At 70.6% G+C, this 13,585-nt stretch carries 16 protein-coding genes; 9 read left to right on the top strand and 7 right to left on the bottom strand.

Features of this window, described 5'->3' with window-relative positions; genetic code table 11:
- Nucleotides 1–57: 57 nt before the first annotated feature.
- From ACZ7HT_RS12290 to ACZ7HT_RS12280, 3 genes are read right to left on the bottom strand one after another with little or no spacing between them, the layout of a single operon-like run.
- Nucleotides 58–720, bottom strand: coding sequence for a TetR/AcrR family transcriptional regulator (locus tag ACZ7HT_RS12290; protein WP_471163594.1), 663 nt, complete (start codon nucleotides 718–720; stop codon nucleotides 58–60).
- A gap of 36 nt (nucleotides 721–756) precedes the next feature.
- Entirely contained in the window at nucleotides 757–1,923 is a 1,167-nt protein-coding gene (locus tag ACZ7HT_RS12285) for an MFS transporter (RefSeq protein ID WP_471163592.1), read from the bottom strand.
- A complete protein-coding gene (locus tag ACZ7HT_RS12280; RefSeq protein ID WP_471163590.1) occupies nucleotides 1,920–2,813 on the bottom strand; it encodes a pirin family protein in 894 nt (297 codons plus the stop codon). Before ACZ7HT_RS12280 ends, ACZ7HT_RS12285 begins: the two co-directional genes overlap by 4 nt.
- A 132-nt stretch (nucleotides 2,814–2,945) precedes the next feature.
- Here ACZ7HT_RS12280 and ACZ7HT_RS12275 point away from each other — a divergent pair, with 132 nt between their 5' ends.
- Nucleotides 2,946–3,809 (top strand): MBL fold metallo-hydrolase, encoded by an 864-nt coding sequence (locus ACZ7HT_RS12275; RefSeq protein WP_471163588.1) that lies wholly within the window; start codon nucleotides 2,946–2,948, stop codon nucleotides 3,807–3,809.
- 44 nt (nucleotides 3,810–3,853) lie between these two features.
- Here the strand turns inward: ACZ7HT_RS12275 and ACZ7HT_RS12270 are convergent, their stop codons facing one another.
- On the bottom strand, nucleotides 3,854–4,162 hold the full coding sequence (locus ACZ7HT_RS12270) for a hypothetical protein (protein WP_471163585.1): 309 nt from the start codon (nucleotides 4,160–4,162) through the stop codon (nucleotides 3,854–3,856).
- A gap of 201 nt (nucleotides 4,163–4,363) precedes the next feature.
- Here ACZ7HT_RS12270 and ACZ7HT_RS12265 point away from each other — a divergent pair, with 201 nt between their 5' ends.
- Both ACZ7HT_RS12265 and ACZ7HT_RS12260 read left to right on the top strand, forming a co-directional pair.
- Nucleotides 4,364–4,837 (top strand): carboxymuconolactone decarboxylase family protein, encoded by a 474-nt coding sequence (locus ACZ7HT_RS12265; RefSeq protein WP_471163583.1) that lies wholly within the window; start codon nucleotides 4,364–4,366, stop codon nucleotides 4,835–4,837.
- Between the two features lie 12 nt (nucleotides 4,838–4,849).
- Entirely contained in the window at nucleotides 4,850–5,767 is a 918-nt protein-coding gene (locus ACZ7HT_RS12260) for an RNA polymerase sigma-70 factor (RefSeq protein WP_471163581.1), read from the top strand.
- A 4-nt stretch (nucleotides 5,768–5,771) separates the two neighbouring features.
- On the opposite strand, the gene ACZ7HT_RS12255 is transcribed toward ACZ7HT_RS12260, so the two are convergent.
- Nucleotides 5,772–5,975, bottom strand: a complete 204-nt coding sequence (locus ACZ7HT_RS12255) for a DUF397 domain-containing protein (protein WP_471163578.1) — start codon at nucleotides 5,973–5,975, stop codon at nucleotides 5,772–5,774.
- Entirely contained in the window at nucleotides 5,956–6,807 is an 852-nt protein-coding gene (locus ACZ7HT_RS12250; protein ID WP_471163576.1) for a helix-turn-helix domain-containing protein, read from the bottom strand. Before ACZ7HT_RS12250 ends, ACZ7HT_RS12255 begins: the two co-directional genes overlap by 20 nt.
- 186 nt (nucleotides 6,808–6,993) lie before the next feature.
- Between ACZ7HT_RS12250 and ACZ7HT_RS12245 the strand changes: the two genes are divergently transcribed.
- From ACZ7HT_RS12245 to ACZ7HT_RS12220, 6 genes are all read left to right on the top strand, one after another.
- A complete protein-coding gene (locus tag ACZ7HT_RS12245) occupies nucleotides 6,994–8,121 on the top strand; it encodes a tyrosine-type recombinase/integrase (protein WP_471163573.1) in 1,128 nt (375 codons plus the stop codon).
- 614 nt (nucleotides 8,122–8,735) lie between these two features.
- Nucleotides 8,736–10,571, top strand: a complete 1,836-nt coding sequence (locus ACZ7HT_RS12240) for a tyrosine-type recombinase/integrase (RefSeq protein ID WP_471163569.1) — start codon at nucleotides 8,736–8,738, stop codon at nucleotides 10,569–10,571.
- Nucleotides 10,568–11,092 carry a hypothetical protein gene (locus ACZ7HT_RS12235; RefSeq protein ID WP_471163566.1) on the top strand — a complete coding sequence of 175 codons (525 nt, stop codon included), beginning with the start codon at nucleotides 10,568–10,570 and terminating at the stop codon, nucleotides 11,090–11,092. Before ACZ7HT_RS12240 ends, ACZ7HT_RS12235 begins: the two co-directional genes overlap by 4 nt.
- Nucleotides 11,093–11,474: 382 nt before the next feature.
- On the top strand, nucleotides 11,475–11,993 hold the full coding sequence (locus ACZ7HT_RS12230; RefSeq protein ID WP_471163563.1) for a hypothetical protein: 519 nt from the start codon (nucleotides 11,475–11,477) through the stop codon (nucleotides 11,991–11,993).
- 328 nt (nucleotides 11,994–12,321) lie between these two features.
- A complete protein-coding gene (locus tag ACZ7HT_RS12225) occupies nucleotides 12,322–12,522 on the top strand; it encodes a hypothetical protein (RefSeq protein WP_471163560.1) in 201 nt (66 codons plus the stop codon).
- Nucleotides 12,519–12,911, top strand: coding sequence for an ATP-binding protein (locus ACZ7HT_RS12220; protein ID WP_471163558.1), 393 nt, complete (start codon nucleotides 12,519–12,521; stop codon nucleotides 12,909–12,911). Before ACZ7HT_RS12225 ends, ACZ7HT_RS12220 begins: the two co-directional genes overlap by 4 nt.
- On the opposite strand, the gene ACZ7HT_RS12215 is transcribed toward ACZ7HT_RS12220, so the two are convergent.
- Nucleotides 12,904–13,422 (bottom strand): LolA-like protein, encoded by a 519-nt coding sequence (locus tag ACZ7HT_RS12215; protein WP_471163555.1) that lies wholly within the window; start codon nucleotides 13,420–13,422, stop codon nucleotides 12,904–12,906. The two genes, ACZ7HT_RS12220 and ACZ7HT_RS12215, sit on opposite strands and share 8 nt — an antisense overlap.
- Nucleotides 13,423–13,585: the final 163 nt, after the last annotated feature.

The raw sequence follows: 13,585 nt of genomic DNA, 5'->3' as shown, positions 1-13,585 counted from the left end.
CCGCAGCAGGTCGTATATGTCGACGCGGAGAGTATATATCGCGCCGGGTGGGGAGGTTCAAGAACGCGCGTACCGCGCCAGGAACAAGTCCACCCCCGAGCCGATCACCCGGGTCAGTTCCTCGTCGTCGATCTCCGCGTCGGGGGAGAACGTGCGGACCAGCTGCGGTACGCCCACCGTCGCCCCGACCAGTTGTTGCACGGCGAGCGTGGGGTCGGGGGTGTCGAGGACTCCCCGTGCGCTCAGTTCGGTGACGGCCTCGATCAGCGGGACGTTGTTCATGTCGTACGAGACCCGGTACCAGAGGTGCCCCAGCTGCGGGAAGCGGTCGATCTCGCCGATCACCAGACGGCGCAGCTTCATGATGTCGGGGCGCAGCAGGATCCGCGCCCAGTCCGTGGCGAGCCCGACGAGCGCGGCCCGCAGGTCCGGGGCTTCGGCGATCGTCGAGTTCGACGGCTCCAGGTCCGCGTACGTCTTCGGCAGGACGCCGCCGATCACGGCCAGGAACAGACGCTCCTTGCTGCCGAAGTGCTTGTAGATCGTCGCCTTCGACACGCCCGAACCGCGCGTGATCGCGTCCATGGACGCCGCCGAGTACCCCTCCGCGAGGAACTCCGCGAGCGCCGCGTCGATGATCGCCTGGCGCTTGCGCGAGGCCGCGTCCGCCGGGTCCGGGATGATCGGGATGCCGTACTCGTCGGTCGCGTCGGCGTCCATGGCGGTGGTCCTTCGGTCGGTGGCGGCTCTGGGTCACTATATGAACTGAACGGTTTGGTCTGCAAAGGATCCGAGCGCCGGGCCGGCCGCCACGCCGATCAGGAACGCCAGGTTGAACAGGCCGATCGCGCCGCCCTGGCGGGCCGCCGGCACGGTTTCCGTCGCGGCGCCCGACAGCAGTCCCTGGCCGCCCGCCGTCACCAGCGCGCTCGCCCCCGAGCCGACCAGCACCGCCACCGGCCACGGCGCGGTCACGGCGAGCACCAGTGCCACCGCCGAACCGGCCCCCAGGAGCCCCTTCAACCGGGCCGCGCCCAGCCCCGGGGCCACCCGCACCAGTTGCCAGGACAGCAGCGCCCCGGCCAGCGCGGCGACCGACGCGACCGCCCCCGTCTCCACCGGGCCCCAGCCGGTGAGCGCGGCGACGCGGCGCGGAGCGGCGTACAGGAGCACGAAGTTGACGGTCGAGAGCGCCAGCATCAGCGCGGCGGCGGAGAGGAAGCGGCCGTTCCGGAGGACGTCGAGGGGGAGTCCGGGGGTGGGGACAGGTGTACGGGGGGACTCCTCCTGCGCCAGGCGGAGTACCGGGCGCAGGGCCGGCAGGCTGAGGAGCGGGAGGACCAGCGCCGCCCGCCACCCGAACGCGCCCGCCACCGCCGCCCCCACGAACAGGCCCGCCGTGCCTCCCGCCGCGCTGCCGATCGCGACCAGGCCCGGCGTCCGGCCCGAGCGGTCCCGGCCGGCCAGCTGGAACGCGGCCACGTTCAGTCCCGCCGCGCCCGCCGCCTCCAGGGCCCGGCCCGCGACCGCCAGGGGCAGGTTCGGCGCGAAGAGGACGAGCAGTGCACCGAGGGGCACGAGGGCGGCGGCGGCCCTGATGACTCCGGCGGTGCCGCGTCGGCGGCCTGCGGTGGCCGAGAGGAGCGGGGTGCCGAGGGCCATGCCGAGGCCGAAGGCCGTCATGAGCCAGGCCACGGACGCCGGGCCGACCCCGAGGGCCCTTGCGGCTTCCGGGAGCGCGAGGCTCGGGCCCGAGACGCCCATCGAGGCGGGGGCGGCGAGCGCGGCGAGGAGGAGGCCGGTCCTGGCGGCGCCTTGTCGGGCCCCGCCGGTTCTGGCCAGGGCTTGTCGGGCCGCGCCGGTTCTGGCGCCGCCCCGTCGGGCCCCCGCGGCCCGGCGGGTGGGCGCGAACGTGCCGCTCATACCGGCATCCGCCCCATCGCGCCCCGCCTGAAGTCCCGCTCCGCCTCCCGGAGTTCCGCCGCCGTGTTCATCACGAACGGCCCGCTCCGGGCGACCGGCTCGCCGATCGGTTCGCCCGTCAGGATCAGGACCTCGGCGGCAGCGTCCGGGGCCTCGACCGTGAAGTGGTCGCCGTCCGCCGCGAGGACCGCGAGGTGGCCGTCGGGGAGGGGCTCGCCGGCCACCGTGGCCGCGCCCCGCATCACGTACACCATCGCGTTGTGACCCACCGGGGCCGTGAACTCGGCGCTCGTGCCGGCCGCGAGTCGGCCGTGGGCGACGAGTACCGGCGTACGGGTCTCGAACGGGCCCGTCACGCCGTGGCTCGTCCCCGCGAGGACCGTGATCTCGGCGCCCTCCGGGGTGACCGCCACCGGCAGGTCGCCGGCCTCGGCGTTCTGGCTGCGCGGCGGGGTGCCCTTGAGGTGCGCGGGGAGGTTCAGCCAGATCTGGAGCATGTGCTGCCGGCCGCCCGAGGCGAGGAACTCCGGGGTGGGCAGGGCCTCGTGGACGATCCCGGAGCCTGCGGTGAGCCACTGGACGCCGCCCGCGCGGACGACGGCGCTGTGGCCGCGCGAGTCGGCGTTCGCGATGTCGCCGTCGAGGACGTACTGGATCGTCTCGAAGCCGCGGTGCGGGTGCGGGGGCGCGCCCTTCGCCTCGCCGGGCGCGAGCTCGACCGGGCCGACCTGATCGACCATCAGGAAGGGGTCGACGAAGGGGAGTTCCGCTGTCGGGAAGGGGCGGCGGACCGGGAATCCGGCGCCCTCGTAGGTGTGGAAGGGGCGGGCCGTGCGGGCGACGGTCCGGCGGCGGGCGGTGGGCTGCTGCGGCATGCGGGGAGTGGTCATGACTCGAATGAACTACACCATTCAGTTCACTGTCAAGACTGAACCGTTTCGTTGACAGAATGAACCGATCGGTTTAGTTTCCTCGGTAGCGAGTCCGGCACCCGCCGGCTCGCCCGACGAAACGGGGTTCCCATGACCGAGACCGAGACCGAGACCGAGTCCACGATTCCCGTCACCGTCACCGTCACCGACACCGACACCGACACCGGCCCGGGCGCGGTGAAGGCCCGGCCGGGCACCGTCACCGCCACCTACCTCGGCACAGCGACCGTCCTCCTCCGCATCGGCGACCTCACCCTCCTCACCGACCCCGCCCTCGACCCGGCCCCCGCCGACTACCCGGGCGCCCGCCCGCTCCACCGCACCGCGGGCCCCGCCCTGACCGCCGCCGAACTCCCGCCCCTCGACCTGGTCCTGCTCTCGCACGACCAGCACGCCGACAACCTGGACACGGCCGGCCGTCAGGTCCTCGCGGGAGCCGGCCTTGTGCTGACGACCCCCGAGGGCGCCGAACGCCTCGGCGGCCGGGCGGAGGGCCTCGCCCCCTGGGAGAGCAGGACGGTCACCGTCGGGGCGACGACCGTCACGGTCACGTCGACCCCGGCCCGCCACGGCCCGGAGGGTACGGAACACGTCACCGGCCCCGTCACGGGCTTCGTCGTCGCGTACGAGGGCGGCACGCTGTACGTCTCCGGGGACACCGTTCGCCACGACGCCCTGACGGAGATCGCCGACCGCTTCCGTATCGACACGGCCTTCCTCCACCTCGGCGACGCGCACTTCCCGTCCACCGGAGACCGCGCCTTCTCGATGAGCGCGAACGAGGGCGCCGCCCTCGCCCGCACCCTCGGGGCCCGCACCGTGATCCCCCTCCACTACGACTCCTGGGACCATCTCGCCGAGGACCCGGCCCGCATCACGAAGGCGTTCGAGGCCGACCCGGAGCCGGCGGGGCGGCTGCGGTGGCTGCGACCGGGCGTGCCCGAGACACTCTGAGCGCGAGTCCGAGTCCGAGTCCGAGTCCGAGTCCGCCTCCGGCCTCAGCGGCCCCGGCGCGCCCCGGCCGTCACGGCGACGGCCCCCGCGACCGCGAGCACCGCACCCGCCGCCATGACGCCCCGGCCGGAGCGGTACGAGAGCACCGACCAGCACGACCGCGCCGACAGCAGGGAGCCGACGCTCGCCCAGGACCCGACGGACAGCGCGGAGGCGGCGGAGCCGATCGACCCGACCGAGAGGAACGACCCGACCGAGCCGATCGACAGGGTCGAGTTGACCGAACCGATGGACAGGAACGAGTCCCGGGACCAGAGCGAGAGACGCGAAGAGGAGCTCGAAGAGGCGGTCATGGCCCGATCGTAGGCGCTCACGCGACGAACGCCCCGGGACCGAATCGCCCCCACCGTGACGCCCCGCACCTGAGACCTGGATCACACGGGAGGTCATGTCACAGGACGCGGCGCCGTCTCGTCTCGGGAACGTAAGCCCACCGACCCGCACCGACCCGCGCCGACCCGCACCGACCCGCATCGAACCGAGGAGACACGACCATGGACGCGCGACTCGACTTCTTCGCCAGCCCCACCGCCGGCAAGGCCCTCAAGCACCTCATCGCCGCCGGCCGGAGCCTCAAGGACTCCACCCTCCCGGCCGCCGTCCAGGAACTCGTCTCCCTCCGCGTCAGCCAGATCAACGGCTGCGGCGCCTGCCTCGACATGCACACCAAGGAGGCCGCCGCGGCGGGTGAGAGCGCCGTCCGCCTCGCCCTCGTCGCCGCCTGGCGCGAGGCCACCGTCTACACCGAGGCCGAGCGCGCCGCCCTCGCCCTCGCCGAGCAGGGCACGCGCGTCGCCGACGCGGGCGAAGGCGTCAGCGACGAGGTCTGGGACCGGGCCGCCCAGCACTTCGACCAGGAGCAGCTGACCGCCCTAGTCCTCCTGGTTTCCTTGATGAACGCCGCCACCCGCATGAACATCATCAGCAAGCAGCCGGCCGGCGGCTACGAGGTCGGCCAGTTTCACTGAACGGGGAGTGACATGGGCAAGGTCGAGGAGTTCCAGGAACTGCGGCCACTGCTGTTCTCGATCGCGTACCGGATACTCGGCAGCGTCAGCGAGGCCGAGGACGCCGTGCAGGAGACGTGGCTGCGGTACGACGCCTCCCCGACCACGCCCACGTCCGCCAAGGCGTTCCTCTCGGCCACGGTCACCCGGATCGCCATCGACGTACTCCGCTCCGCGCGCGTCCGCCGCGAGGAGTACGTCGGACCGTGGCTCCCCGAGCCGCTCCTCGACGACCCGTACGAGGACCCCGAGCGCGCCGCCGAGCTCGCCGACTCCGTGTCGATGGCCGCGCTGCTGCTCCTGGAGCGCCTCAGCCCCCTCGAACGCTCCGTCTTCGTCCTGCGCGAGGTCTTCGGCTTCGGCTTCGACGAGATCGCCTCCGCCGTCGGCCGTACGGAGGCGGCCTGCCGCCAGCTGTCGGTACGCGCCCGGCGGCACATGCGCGACGGCCGCCCCCGCTTCGAGGCGGACCGCGCCGAACGACAGGAGCTCGCCGCCCGCTTCTTCGACGCGTTGAAGGGCGGCGACGTCGACGGCCTGCGGGGCCTCCTCGCCGCCGACGTCCAGATGGTCGGCGACGGCGGCGGGAAGGCCCCGCAGCTCGCCCGCGCGATCACCGGCGCGGACAACGTGGCCAAGCTGCTTGCCGTCGTGTTCCCCGCGATGCTCCGGGTGGACCTCACCCTTGAGCCGCACGAGGTCAACGGCCAGCCCGGCGCGATCGTCCGCGACCGCGACGGCAAGGTCCTCCACACGCTGGCCCTCGACATCACGGAGGGCCGCGTGCAGGCCATCCGCTCGGTCATCAACCCCGACAAGCTCGCCCACCTGGGCCCGGTCGCCGACGTCTGGTCGATCCACGACCAGGTCCGCGAGGCCCGTCGGGGGTAGGCCGTCAGCCCGCCTTGACGGCCTCGACGAACGGCGCCCAGGCGGCGGCGGCGAGAAGGAGGACGGGGCCGTCGGGACGCTTGGAGTCACGGACGGGGACGATGCCGGGGACGTTGTCGGCCACTTCGACGCACTCGCCGCCGTCCCCGTTGCTGTAGCTGCTCTTACGCCACACGGCGGCGGTCAGATCAAGGGCGCTGCTTGCCATGTCGGTAGTCCTCAGCCGCTTCTTCGATCAGGGCGAGGGACGCCTCTGGCGGCAAAGCGGCGGCCCTCAGCCGATCGTATGCCTTGCGGTACTGCTTCAGGAGGGACGGATCATCGATGGTCTGACCGTGGTACGGACCCTCCGTGTACATCAGCGGCGGTTCGTCCGCGAACTCCATGAACATCATCGACAGCTCCATGAACGGCTGCGTAGGTGCGTTCCACGGCAGGATCTGCAAAGTGGCGCAGCCGCGCCGAACGAACTCGGCGATGTGGTCAAGCTGCTCTGCCATCTCCACTGGTGTGATCGTGAAGTTGCGCACCAGCGACTCGTGCATGATCACCCAGTAGTCGGGACTCGTCGGAGCGTCGAACAGCTCCGCACGCTTCAGACGCGCGTCGATCTTGGCCTGGGCCTCCTCGGGGGTGTCCCTCGGGTGCGTGGACCGAATCACCGCCCTCGCGTACGTGGCGGTCTGGAGCAGGCCAGGGATAAGCGCGTTGCTCCACCGCTCGATCGCGAGCGCGCGCTTCTCCGACTCGGCGATCGCCGCGAAGTACGCAGCGTGCGCGCCCTGCCTGGCCTTCCTCACGTCCTCGCAGCGCCGCTGGAAGAAGCCGTCCGTCTTAAGCACCCGGTCCACGTGCTGGGCCAGGTCAGCAGGCATCCGCCGCTTGCCGTGCTCGATCTCGCTCAGATAGGTCGCTCCATAGAAGCTCCCCTCCACCAGTCTCTCCAGCGTCAGCCCCGCCTCCTCCCTCTTGAAGCGGAGCTCCTTCCCGTAGAACTGCGGGACGCTCGCCGAGCCGTCGATGTCCTTGCGCGCAGCCACCGTTGACCGCCTTTCGCACCTTGCTCCGTTCCCTCTGGTTCGTGAGGGCGTCGCGCACTGTCGCTTCACCCACAGGTGGGATGTCGTGTACGACGCTTCACGTTGGCGTGTCGTGCATGTCGGGATCGTCGTTGAAGGCGTGTGACTCATCAGATCTTCGGAAGACTCCGACCCTTTCCTGTGGTGATGCCGTCGGGGCAGCGGTACTGGACCGTGCTGGACGAGGACCGTCTGGTGCCCGTACCGGCGGCGGACGAGTTCCTGCGGCACGTACGGTTCGGCCGCGGACAGGCAGAGTCGACGACTCGTACGTATGCGGGGGCGGTCGCGCTCTACCTGACCTGGTGCCGGTGCACCAAGCGGGACTGGACGACGGCAGCGGGCCGTCTGGGCAGCTTCATGTTCTGGCTCCAGTACTCCCGCGGGGACGACGGCCCGGTGGTGGCTGGGCCGGGGAGTGAGCCGGTCCGCGGGCCGCGCCGGATCAACACCGTGCTCGCTGGGGTCCGCGAGTTCCTCGCGCACGGCACGTCCCTGGGCACGGTGCCGGTGATCGTGCTGTCCCAGCTCTACGAGATCGCCGACGACCGTGACCTGCCGGCCGAGGCCCGTGGTGAGGGCAGTGGCCTGCGCTACTACGCCAAGGCCCGGCACCGGGCCCCCGAAGTGGACGAGCCGGTCGACCGAGCCGCCGATGAAGAGGTCCTGGCCCTGCTGCGGGCCTGCCGCAACGCCCGTGACCGGTTCATCGTGCTGCTGCTGGCCCGAGCCGGGCTGCGCCGAAGCGAGGCGGTGGGCCTGCGCCGGGAGGACATCCACTTCGTCCTCGACGCCAGCAGCCTGGGTTGCCGGGTGCCGGGCTCGCACCTGCATGTGGTGCGTCGGGACAACGCCAACGGCGCCTGGGCGAAGTCGAAGCGCTCGCGCGCCGTCCCGGTCGACTTCTTGCTGGTCCAGGCTTACGACCAGTACGCCGTCGAACGCGACACCTGTTCCGAAGCGAGGGACAGCGATTTCGTACTGGTCAACGTCTTCCGGCCGCCACTGGGAGCACCCATGCCACCCGCGGCCCTGAACGACCTGTTCGACCGGCTCTCGCGCCGGGCCGGCCTGGAGGACGGCGTCCACCCGCATGCACTGCGGCACACCTTCGCCAGCAACGCCGCCGACGCCGGCGCGATGGTCGACGAGATCGCGGACTTGCTGGGCCATGCCAGCCCGTCCAGCTCCCAGGTTTACCTGCACCCCGACCCACAGCGGTTGCGAGCTGCAGTCGAGCGGGTGGCTGCCCTCGCGCCGGGGAGGGGCCGATGACCTCGCCGCTGCAACTGGTGCCCCCTGCGGCCTCGAATCTCCTGCCGGCGCGAGCCGAACGGCTGCGAAGCCTGATCCGACCGGACTCACTGGAGGTGCTGAACTGGGACGAGACTGCCCGGGTCCTGCGCCCCTCGCCGGACCACGCCCTTCTCGGCATGAACATCTGCGCCCGTCGCGGATGCTGGGCCGCGGCCCGCAAGACGGAATTGGGCCTGTGCTCGGCCTGCCGTGGCCGCTGGAGGCAGAGCGGAAAGACGCCCGAGGAGTTCCTGACCACCGAGCCGAAGCAGATCAGCAACGTCTCCGGCGGCTGTGCCGTTCCGAAGTGCCAGCGGCCCTGGACGTCGTCGAGGACGCAGATGTGCACCCGGCACCGCGAGCAGTTCGTCAAGCTGGGCCGCCCTCCGCTGGAGGAGTTCCTTGCTCACCCACGTGTGCTTCCGCTGCTGGGCTTTGGCCTGTGCTCGGTGGACGCCTGCCACCGGTATCGGGCAGGCGAAACGCAGTTGTGCTGCCCTCCGCACTGGGTGCGATGGAAGGAGACCCGGGGCAGCGGTGTCGACTTCGAGCGGTGGTGTCGCACTGAACCCGGCACCTCCGAGTCCACAGCCGTGAGCCTTCGCGGGCTGCCGGACCTGGTGACCTACGAGGTCCTCTATGTGCTCCAGGCCCGCACCGACGCCGAGATCAAGAGCCCGCCCGTCCAGCTGCGGGCCCTGGTTCAGCAGCTGCGCGGACAGCAGGTCAAGCAGTTCGATGACGTCGAGATCGCCCGCAACACTCACGTGGCCGGCATGGCCAACAGCATGCGACGCATGCTCGCCGCGGCCGTATCCACCCCGGAACTGGAGCAGATCAAGGACGTCTGGAACATGGGCGTCTTCGGCCTGGGCCAGTGGCGCAGGATGGACTTCACGCCGCTGCGTCAGGAGTGGATGCGCAGGGCCTGCAAGACCTGGGTCCTGGACGAGATCCCCCGCCGCTACGGCAAGAACATCCCCAACAGCCTCTCCGAGATGATCACCTGCGTCCGCTACCTCTCGCAGAACCTGGTCCGCACCCGCGAGGACGGCGGGGAGAACATGGCCGCGCTCGGCCGACGCGACATCGAGGCGTTCACCCAGTACGTCGCGCACCTGGAGCACACCGGCGAGGTCAGCTCGTTCCGCCGCACGACGATCTGCCGCTTCACCGGCCGGTTCCTGCGCGAGATCCGAGACATGGGCTTGACCCGCCCCGGCGAGATCCTCGCCGACCTCCCGGACGACTTCGCCCTGCGCCGGCACGACATGCCGCCGGTCAGCACCGAGGAGGGACCGGGTCGGGCCCTGCCCCGGGAGATCCTCACCCAGCTCTGCGAACGCCTGCCCACCCTGGACCAAGTCCGCTACGGCACCGCGGACATGCGCAACGCCATCGAGATCCTCATCGACACCGGCCGACGCCCGGACGAGATCGGGTGCCTGCCCTGGAACTGCCTGGAGACCGACGAACACGGCAAGTCCGTACTCGTCTACACCGACTTCAAAAACAACCGCACCGGCTGCCGCCTGCCGATCCCGGACTCCACCGCCCAGATCATCGTCGAGCAGAAGAAGGCCATCCGAGCCCGCTTTCCCGACACCGAGCTGACCGAACTGGTCCTCTTCCCCCGGCCCCGGCAGAACTCCGGCGGAACCCAGCCCTACCGGATCAGCCACATCGGCAACGTTCACCGCCACTGGGTCAACGCCATGCCGCCGCTGCTGCTGGCCGACGGCACGGAGTTCCCCAAGCTCGACGTCGTCCCCTACTCCTACCGGCACTCCTACGCGCAACGGCACGCGGACGCCGGCACGCTGCCCGACGTGCTCCGCGAACTGATGGGACACCGGTCGCTGCAGACCACCCAGGGCTACTACCGGGTCACCGAGAAGCGCACCCGGGCCGCGGTCGACAAGCTCGTCTCGCACCAGTTCGACCGGCACGGCAACCGGGTCTGGACCGAGGCCCGCCAGCTCCTGGACCACGAACACGCCCGCCTGCGGATCGGGCAGGTCTCGGTCCCCTACGGCATCTGCATCGAGCCCAGTAACGTCAAGGCCGGCGGGCACGGCTGCCCGTTCCGGTTCCGTTGCGTCGGCTGCGATCACTTCCGCACCGACCCCTCCTACCTCCCCGAGCTGCGGACCTACCTCGACTCGCTGCTACGAGACCGAGAACGCCTCACGGCGGCGACCGATCTGGACGACTGGGCCCGCTCCGAGGCGACCCCGTCCGAGGAGGAGATCAAGCGCATCCGCACGCTGATCCGCCGCGTCGAGACCGACCTCGACGGACTCACCGACGACGAGCGCATGCAGGTCAAGGACGCGACACGGACCCTGCGGAAGACCCGAACGGTCTCGCTCGGCATGCCCGGCATCCGGCCGCCCGAGCCGGACCTGCGACTGGAGCGCGACGCATGACGACACCACCCCACCACCTGGCCCGGGCCCGAGCCGTAGACTCCGAGCGCCGCCGGGCCCGGGTCCTCAAGGCTCTTAACCAGCTTGCCGCGAATGGCGAGGAGATCACCGTGTCCGCGGTCGCCCGCGCGGCCCGGGTTCACCGCAGCCTGATCCACCGACACGGCGACCTGCATGCGGCCGTCCTCGCCCGCGCAGCTGAACCGCCGCCCGGCGCGACCGTCGGGTCCCAGGTCAGCCGCCAGTCGCTGCTGGCCGACGTCGCGAACCTCACGGCCCGCAACGGCCGGCTGACCGCACACATCACCCGGCTCGAACGACGCCTATCCGAAGCGCTCGGGCAGGCCGCCTGGGAAGCCTCCGGACTCGGTGCTCCCGCCGACGTCGAAACACTCACCCATCGCATCAGCGAGCTGGAGCAGCAAGTCCTCGACCTCCGCGCCGAACTCGGTGAACGGGACGAGGACCTCGCTGCTTCGCGGGCGGCCAACCGCGAGCTGATGGCTCAGCTCAACCGCTGACCGAGACTCCCGGCGGCATTGAGGCGGAAGCGCTATGCCGCAGAATGCAGCCATGCCGAGTCGAAGACCGCCTGAGCAGCCGCCGCATCAGGGCGGTAGGCCCTATTCATACGAGCCGCCGCCCCGTTGCGGACGTCCCACGCTCCTTGGCCCGTCGTGCCTTCGACCACCTGAGATCGGCGAGGGATGCCGCTTCCACGCGACAGACGAAGAGCGCGCGGCTCACGAACTCGAAGAAGCAAAGAAGCGTGCTGCTCACGCACTGGAAGAAGCAAAGAAGGCAGAGAAGGCCCAGGAAGCAGCCCAAAGAGTAGAGCGGCAGCGTGCAGCACGTAAACGAGCTGAACAGAGCGCTCAGCGCTGGAGTGCCGGCTGCTGCTCCGTGTTCGTGCTGGTCATACTCGCCGGGCTAGGAACGTTGGGCTGGTCAAGTGTGCAGGACCACAACCGCCAGCAGGCATGCCACCCACATCAGGAACAGGCCAACCACCTGGACGAGAAGGCCAAGGCGATCAACGTGCCGCTCGTCTCCGCCTTTGACCCTGCAATCAGCGAGCTCCAGCTGCGGGATGCAGACCTGGATCAGATGTTGACTGATGGCATCGCGAAGCTGGGCGAAACCGCCACACCCGATGAGGTGGCCGACGCCTATTCTGATAGATGGATCGCTGCGAATCAGGCTGCAGACGAAGTCCTCGACCACCAGGACTGCTTCAGCCAGCGGGTACGAGAGAGAGCGGAACACATACGCCAGGCGCCGGGATCGGTTAAGAGCGTCACAATGCCCGAGCCTGCCCGGTGCGCCGACGGTTGGCCATCCCGGTCCATCGGCCGACAGGGCGCCTGTTCTCATCATGGCGGCGTTGTCCCAGCCAGGCCCTGGGCCGTCCTGAACTTCTGAGGTCCTAACGCCACGAAAAGCGTCTGGCAGGTGGGAACACCAGCCGTGGGGCGCCTCTCGTCCTCAGGAATTTTGCCCCCTGACGGATCCGACCACCGCCCGTGACGATGAGCGAGTGCTGCCGGAAGTCGTGAACTGCGACACCTGTCGCGCACCAATTGGCCACGGGCACACATCGCTGAGCTGCACAGGCATCGCGCCGCCCGAACTCACGCCCCGTCCCACCCCAAGAGAAGCTCCGTGGAGCGGGAAACGCTTCCCACGGTAGGGCGCGGGGCGGCAGCGTGTGAGGGGTTCGTCACGGCACGCAACGAAAGGTGGACGCCCCATGGACGACGACATCACCCCGGACGTCGACGCACTCCGCACCGCTCTCGCAGCTCACGGCATCACCCTCCCCTCCCTGAGGGTGGACCTGGTCACCTTCGCCGGGACCGGCATCCGCCCCCCGCTCGTCGCGCTCGGCAACTGCAACCTGGCGACCGCACGCCAGCTGACCGACGTGCTGCGGAAGGCGGCCGGCGGGTGAGGCTGCCCCTCACGGTCGAGCTGCTCGCCCTGCCCAAGGAGGTCGCGGAGGTGCGGCGGATGGTGGAGGGGGACGACGTACGGCTGTGCGTGAGCGAGCTGCTGACGAACGTCATCCGGCACGTGGGGGAGGGGACCCCGGTGACCGTGCGGGTCGCCGCCGCGCAGGGCGGGCGGACGAGGGTGGCGGTCACCGACCCCGATCCCCGCGTCTGGCCCGTACTCCAGGTCGCGGCGGACGACGCCGAGTCGGGGCGCGGGCTGGCGCTGCTCGACGCGGTGGCGGCGCGGTGGGGCGTGGACCAGGGGCCGTACGGGAAGACGGTGTGGTGCGAGCTGGGCGGGCCGGCCCGCGACGTGCGGTCCGGCGGGGCCTTTCCGGTCAGGTGAGGGACGACGTCTCGGCTTCGACCGCGCCGGCGGGTACCTGGACCTTGACGAGCTCGTCCTGCCCGGTGAGGGTCAGCGTGGTCGTGGACCGGACCGTTCCCTTGATGTCCATCTCCAGCCGGACCTGCACGAGCCGGCCGCGTTCGTCGATCCAGACGTCGGCGGTGGCGGGGATCGTGCCGCCCAGCATGTCGCGCATCTGGTCGGTCTTCTTCCGGGCCTCCGCGGACATGTTCAGGGTCAGCGCCGCCTGGGGGAGGTGGCCCCGGTAGCGGGTGGCGGAGACGCCGGCCGCGTCATCCACCCCGAGCCGCTGGTAGCGCTTGCCCAGGACCACTTGGCGCAGCAGGAATTCGGGGTCGTTGCCGGGGGCCTTGAGGATGCGCTCGGTCGTGATGTCGGCCCGGTCCACGAACATCCAGTCGGCGGACTCCGTCTTCGTGTCGCCTCGCAGGTAGAGCCGCTTCGGGGTGAAGACCTGCTCGAAACGGATCGTGTCCTGCAGGTTCACGCAGGAGGAACCGGCGCCAGCCCTTTGACATGTCCGCCAGCTACCCGGCGGTGCGACGGAGGAACCGCTTCCGGCGGAAGGCTGCCGGACCTTGGCTCGCTGGACCAATCCGGCCGTCCGCGCGCATCGCGCCAGGACCCGCCCGTACTGGCTGGACGCACCA

The organism is Streptomyces sp. NPDC037410 (assembly GCF_055602235.1).
This window is presented reverse-complemented; position numbering and strand designations above follow the sequence as displayed.

Bases quoted from the DNA above. Each gene is read 5' to 3' on its own strand.
- ACZ7HT_RS12290 (WP_471163594.1), bottom strand. From the start codon at position 720: ATGGACGCCGACGCGACCGACGAGTACGGCATCCCGATCATCCCGGAC.
- ACZ7HT_RS12285 (WP_471163592.1), bottom strand. From the start codon at position 1,923: ATGAGCGGCACGTTCGCGCCCACCCGCCGGGCCGCGGGGGCCCGACGG.
- ACZ7HT_RS12280 (WP_471163590.1), bottom strand. From the start codon at position 2,813: ATGACCACTCCCCGCATGCCGCAGCAGCCCACCGCCCGCCGCCGGACC.
- ACZ7HT_RS12275 (WP_471163588.1), top strand. From the start codon at position 2,946: ATGACCGAGACCGAGACCGAGACCGAGTCCACGATTCCCGTCACCGTC.
- ACZ7HT_RS12270 (WP_471163585.1), bottom strand. From the start codon at position 4,162: ATGACCGCCTCTTCGAGCTCCTCTTCGCGTCTCTCGCTCTGGTCCCGG.
- ACZ7HT_RS12265 (WP_471163583.1), top strand. From the start codon at position 4,364: ATGGACGCGCGACTCGACTTCTTCGCCAGCCCCACCGCCGGCAAGGCC.
- ACZ7HT_RS12260 (WP_471163581.1), top strand. From the start codon at position 4,850: ATGGGCAAGGTCGAGGAGTTCCAGGAACTGCGGCCACTGCTGTTCTCG.
- ACZ7HT_RS12255 (WP_471163578.1), bottom strand. From the start codon at position 5,975: ATGGCAAGCAGCGCCCTTGATCTGACCGCCGCCGTGTGGCGTAAGAGC.
- ACZ7HT_RS12245 (WP_471163573.1), top strand. From the start codon at position 6,994: ATGCCGTCGGGGCAGCGGTACTGGACCGTGCTGGACGAGGACCGTCTG.
- ACZ7HT_RS12235 (WP_471163566.1), top strand. From the start codon at position 10,568: ATGACGACACCACCCCACCACCTGGCCCGGGCCCGAGCCGTAGACTCC.
- ACZ7HT_RS12225 (WP_471163560.1), top strand. From the start codon at position 12,322: ATGGACGACGACATCACCCCGGACGTCGACGCACTCCGCACCGCTCTC.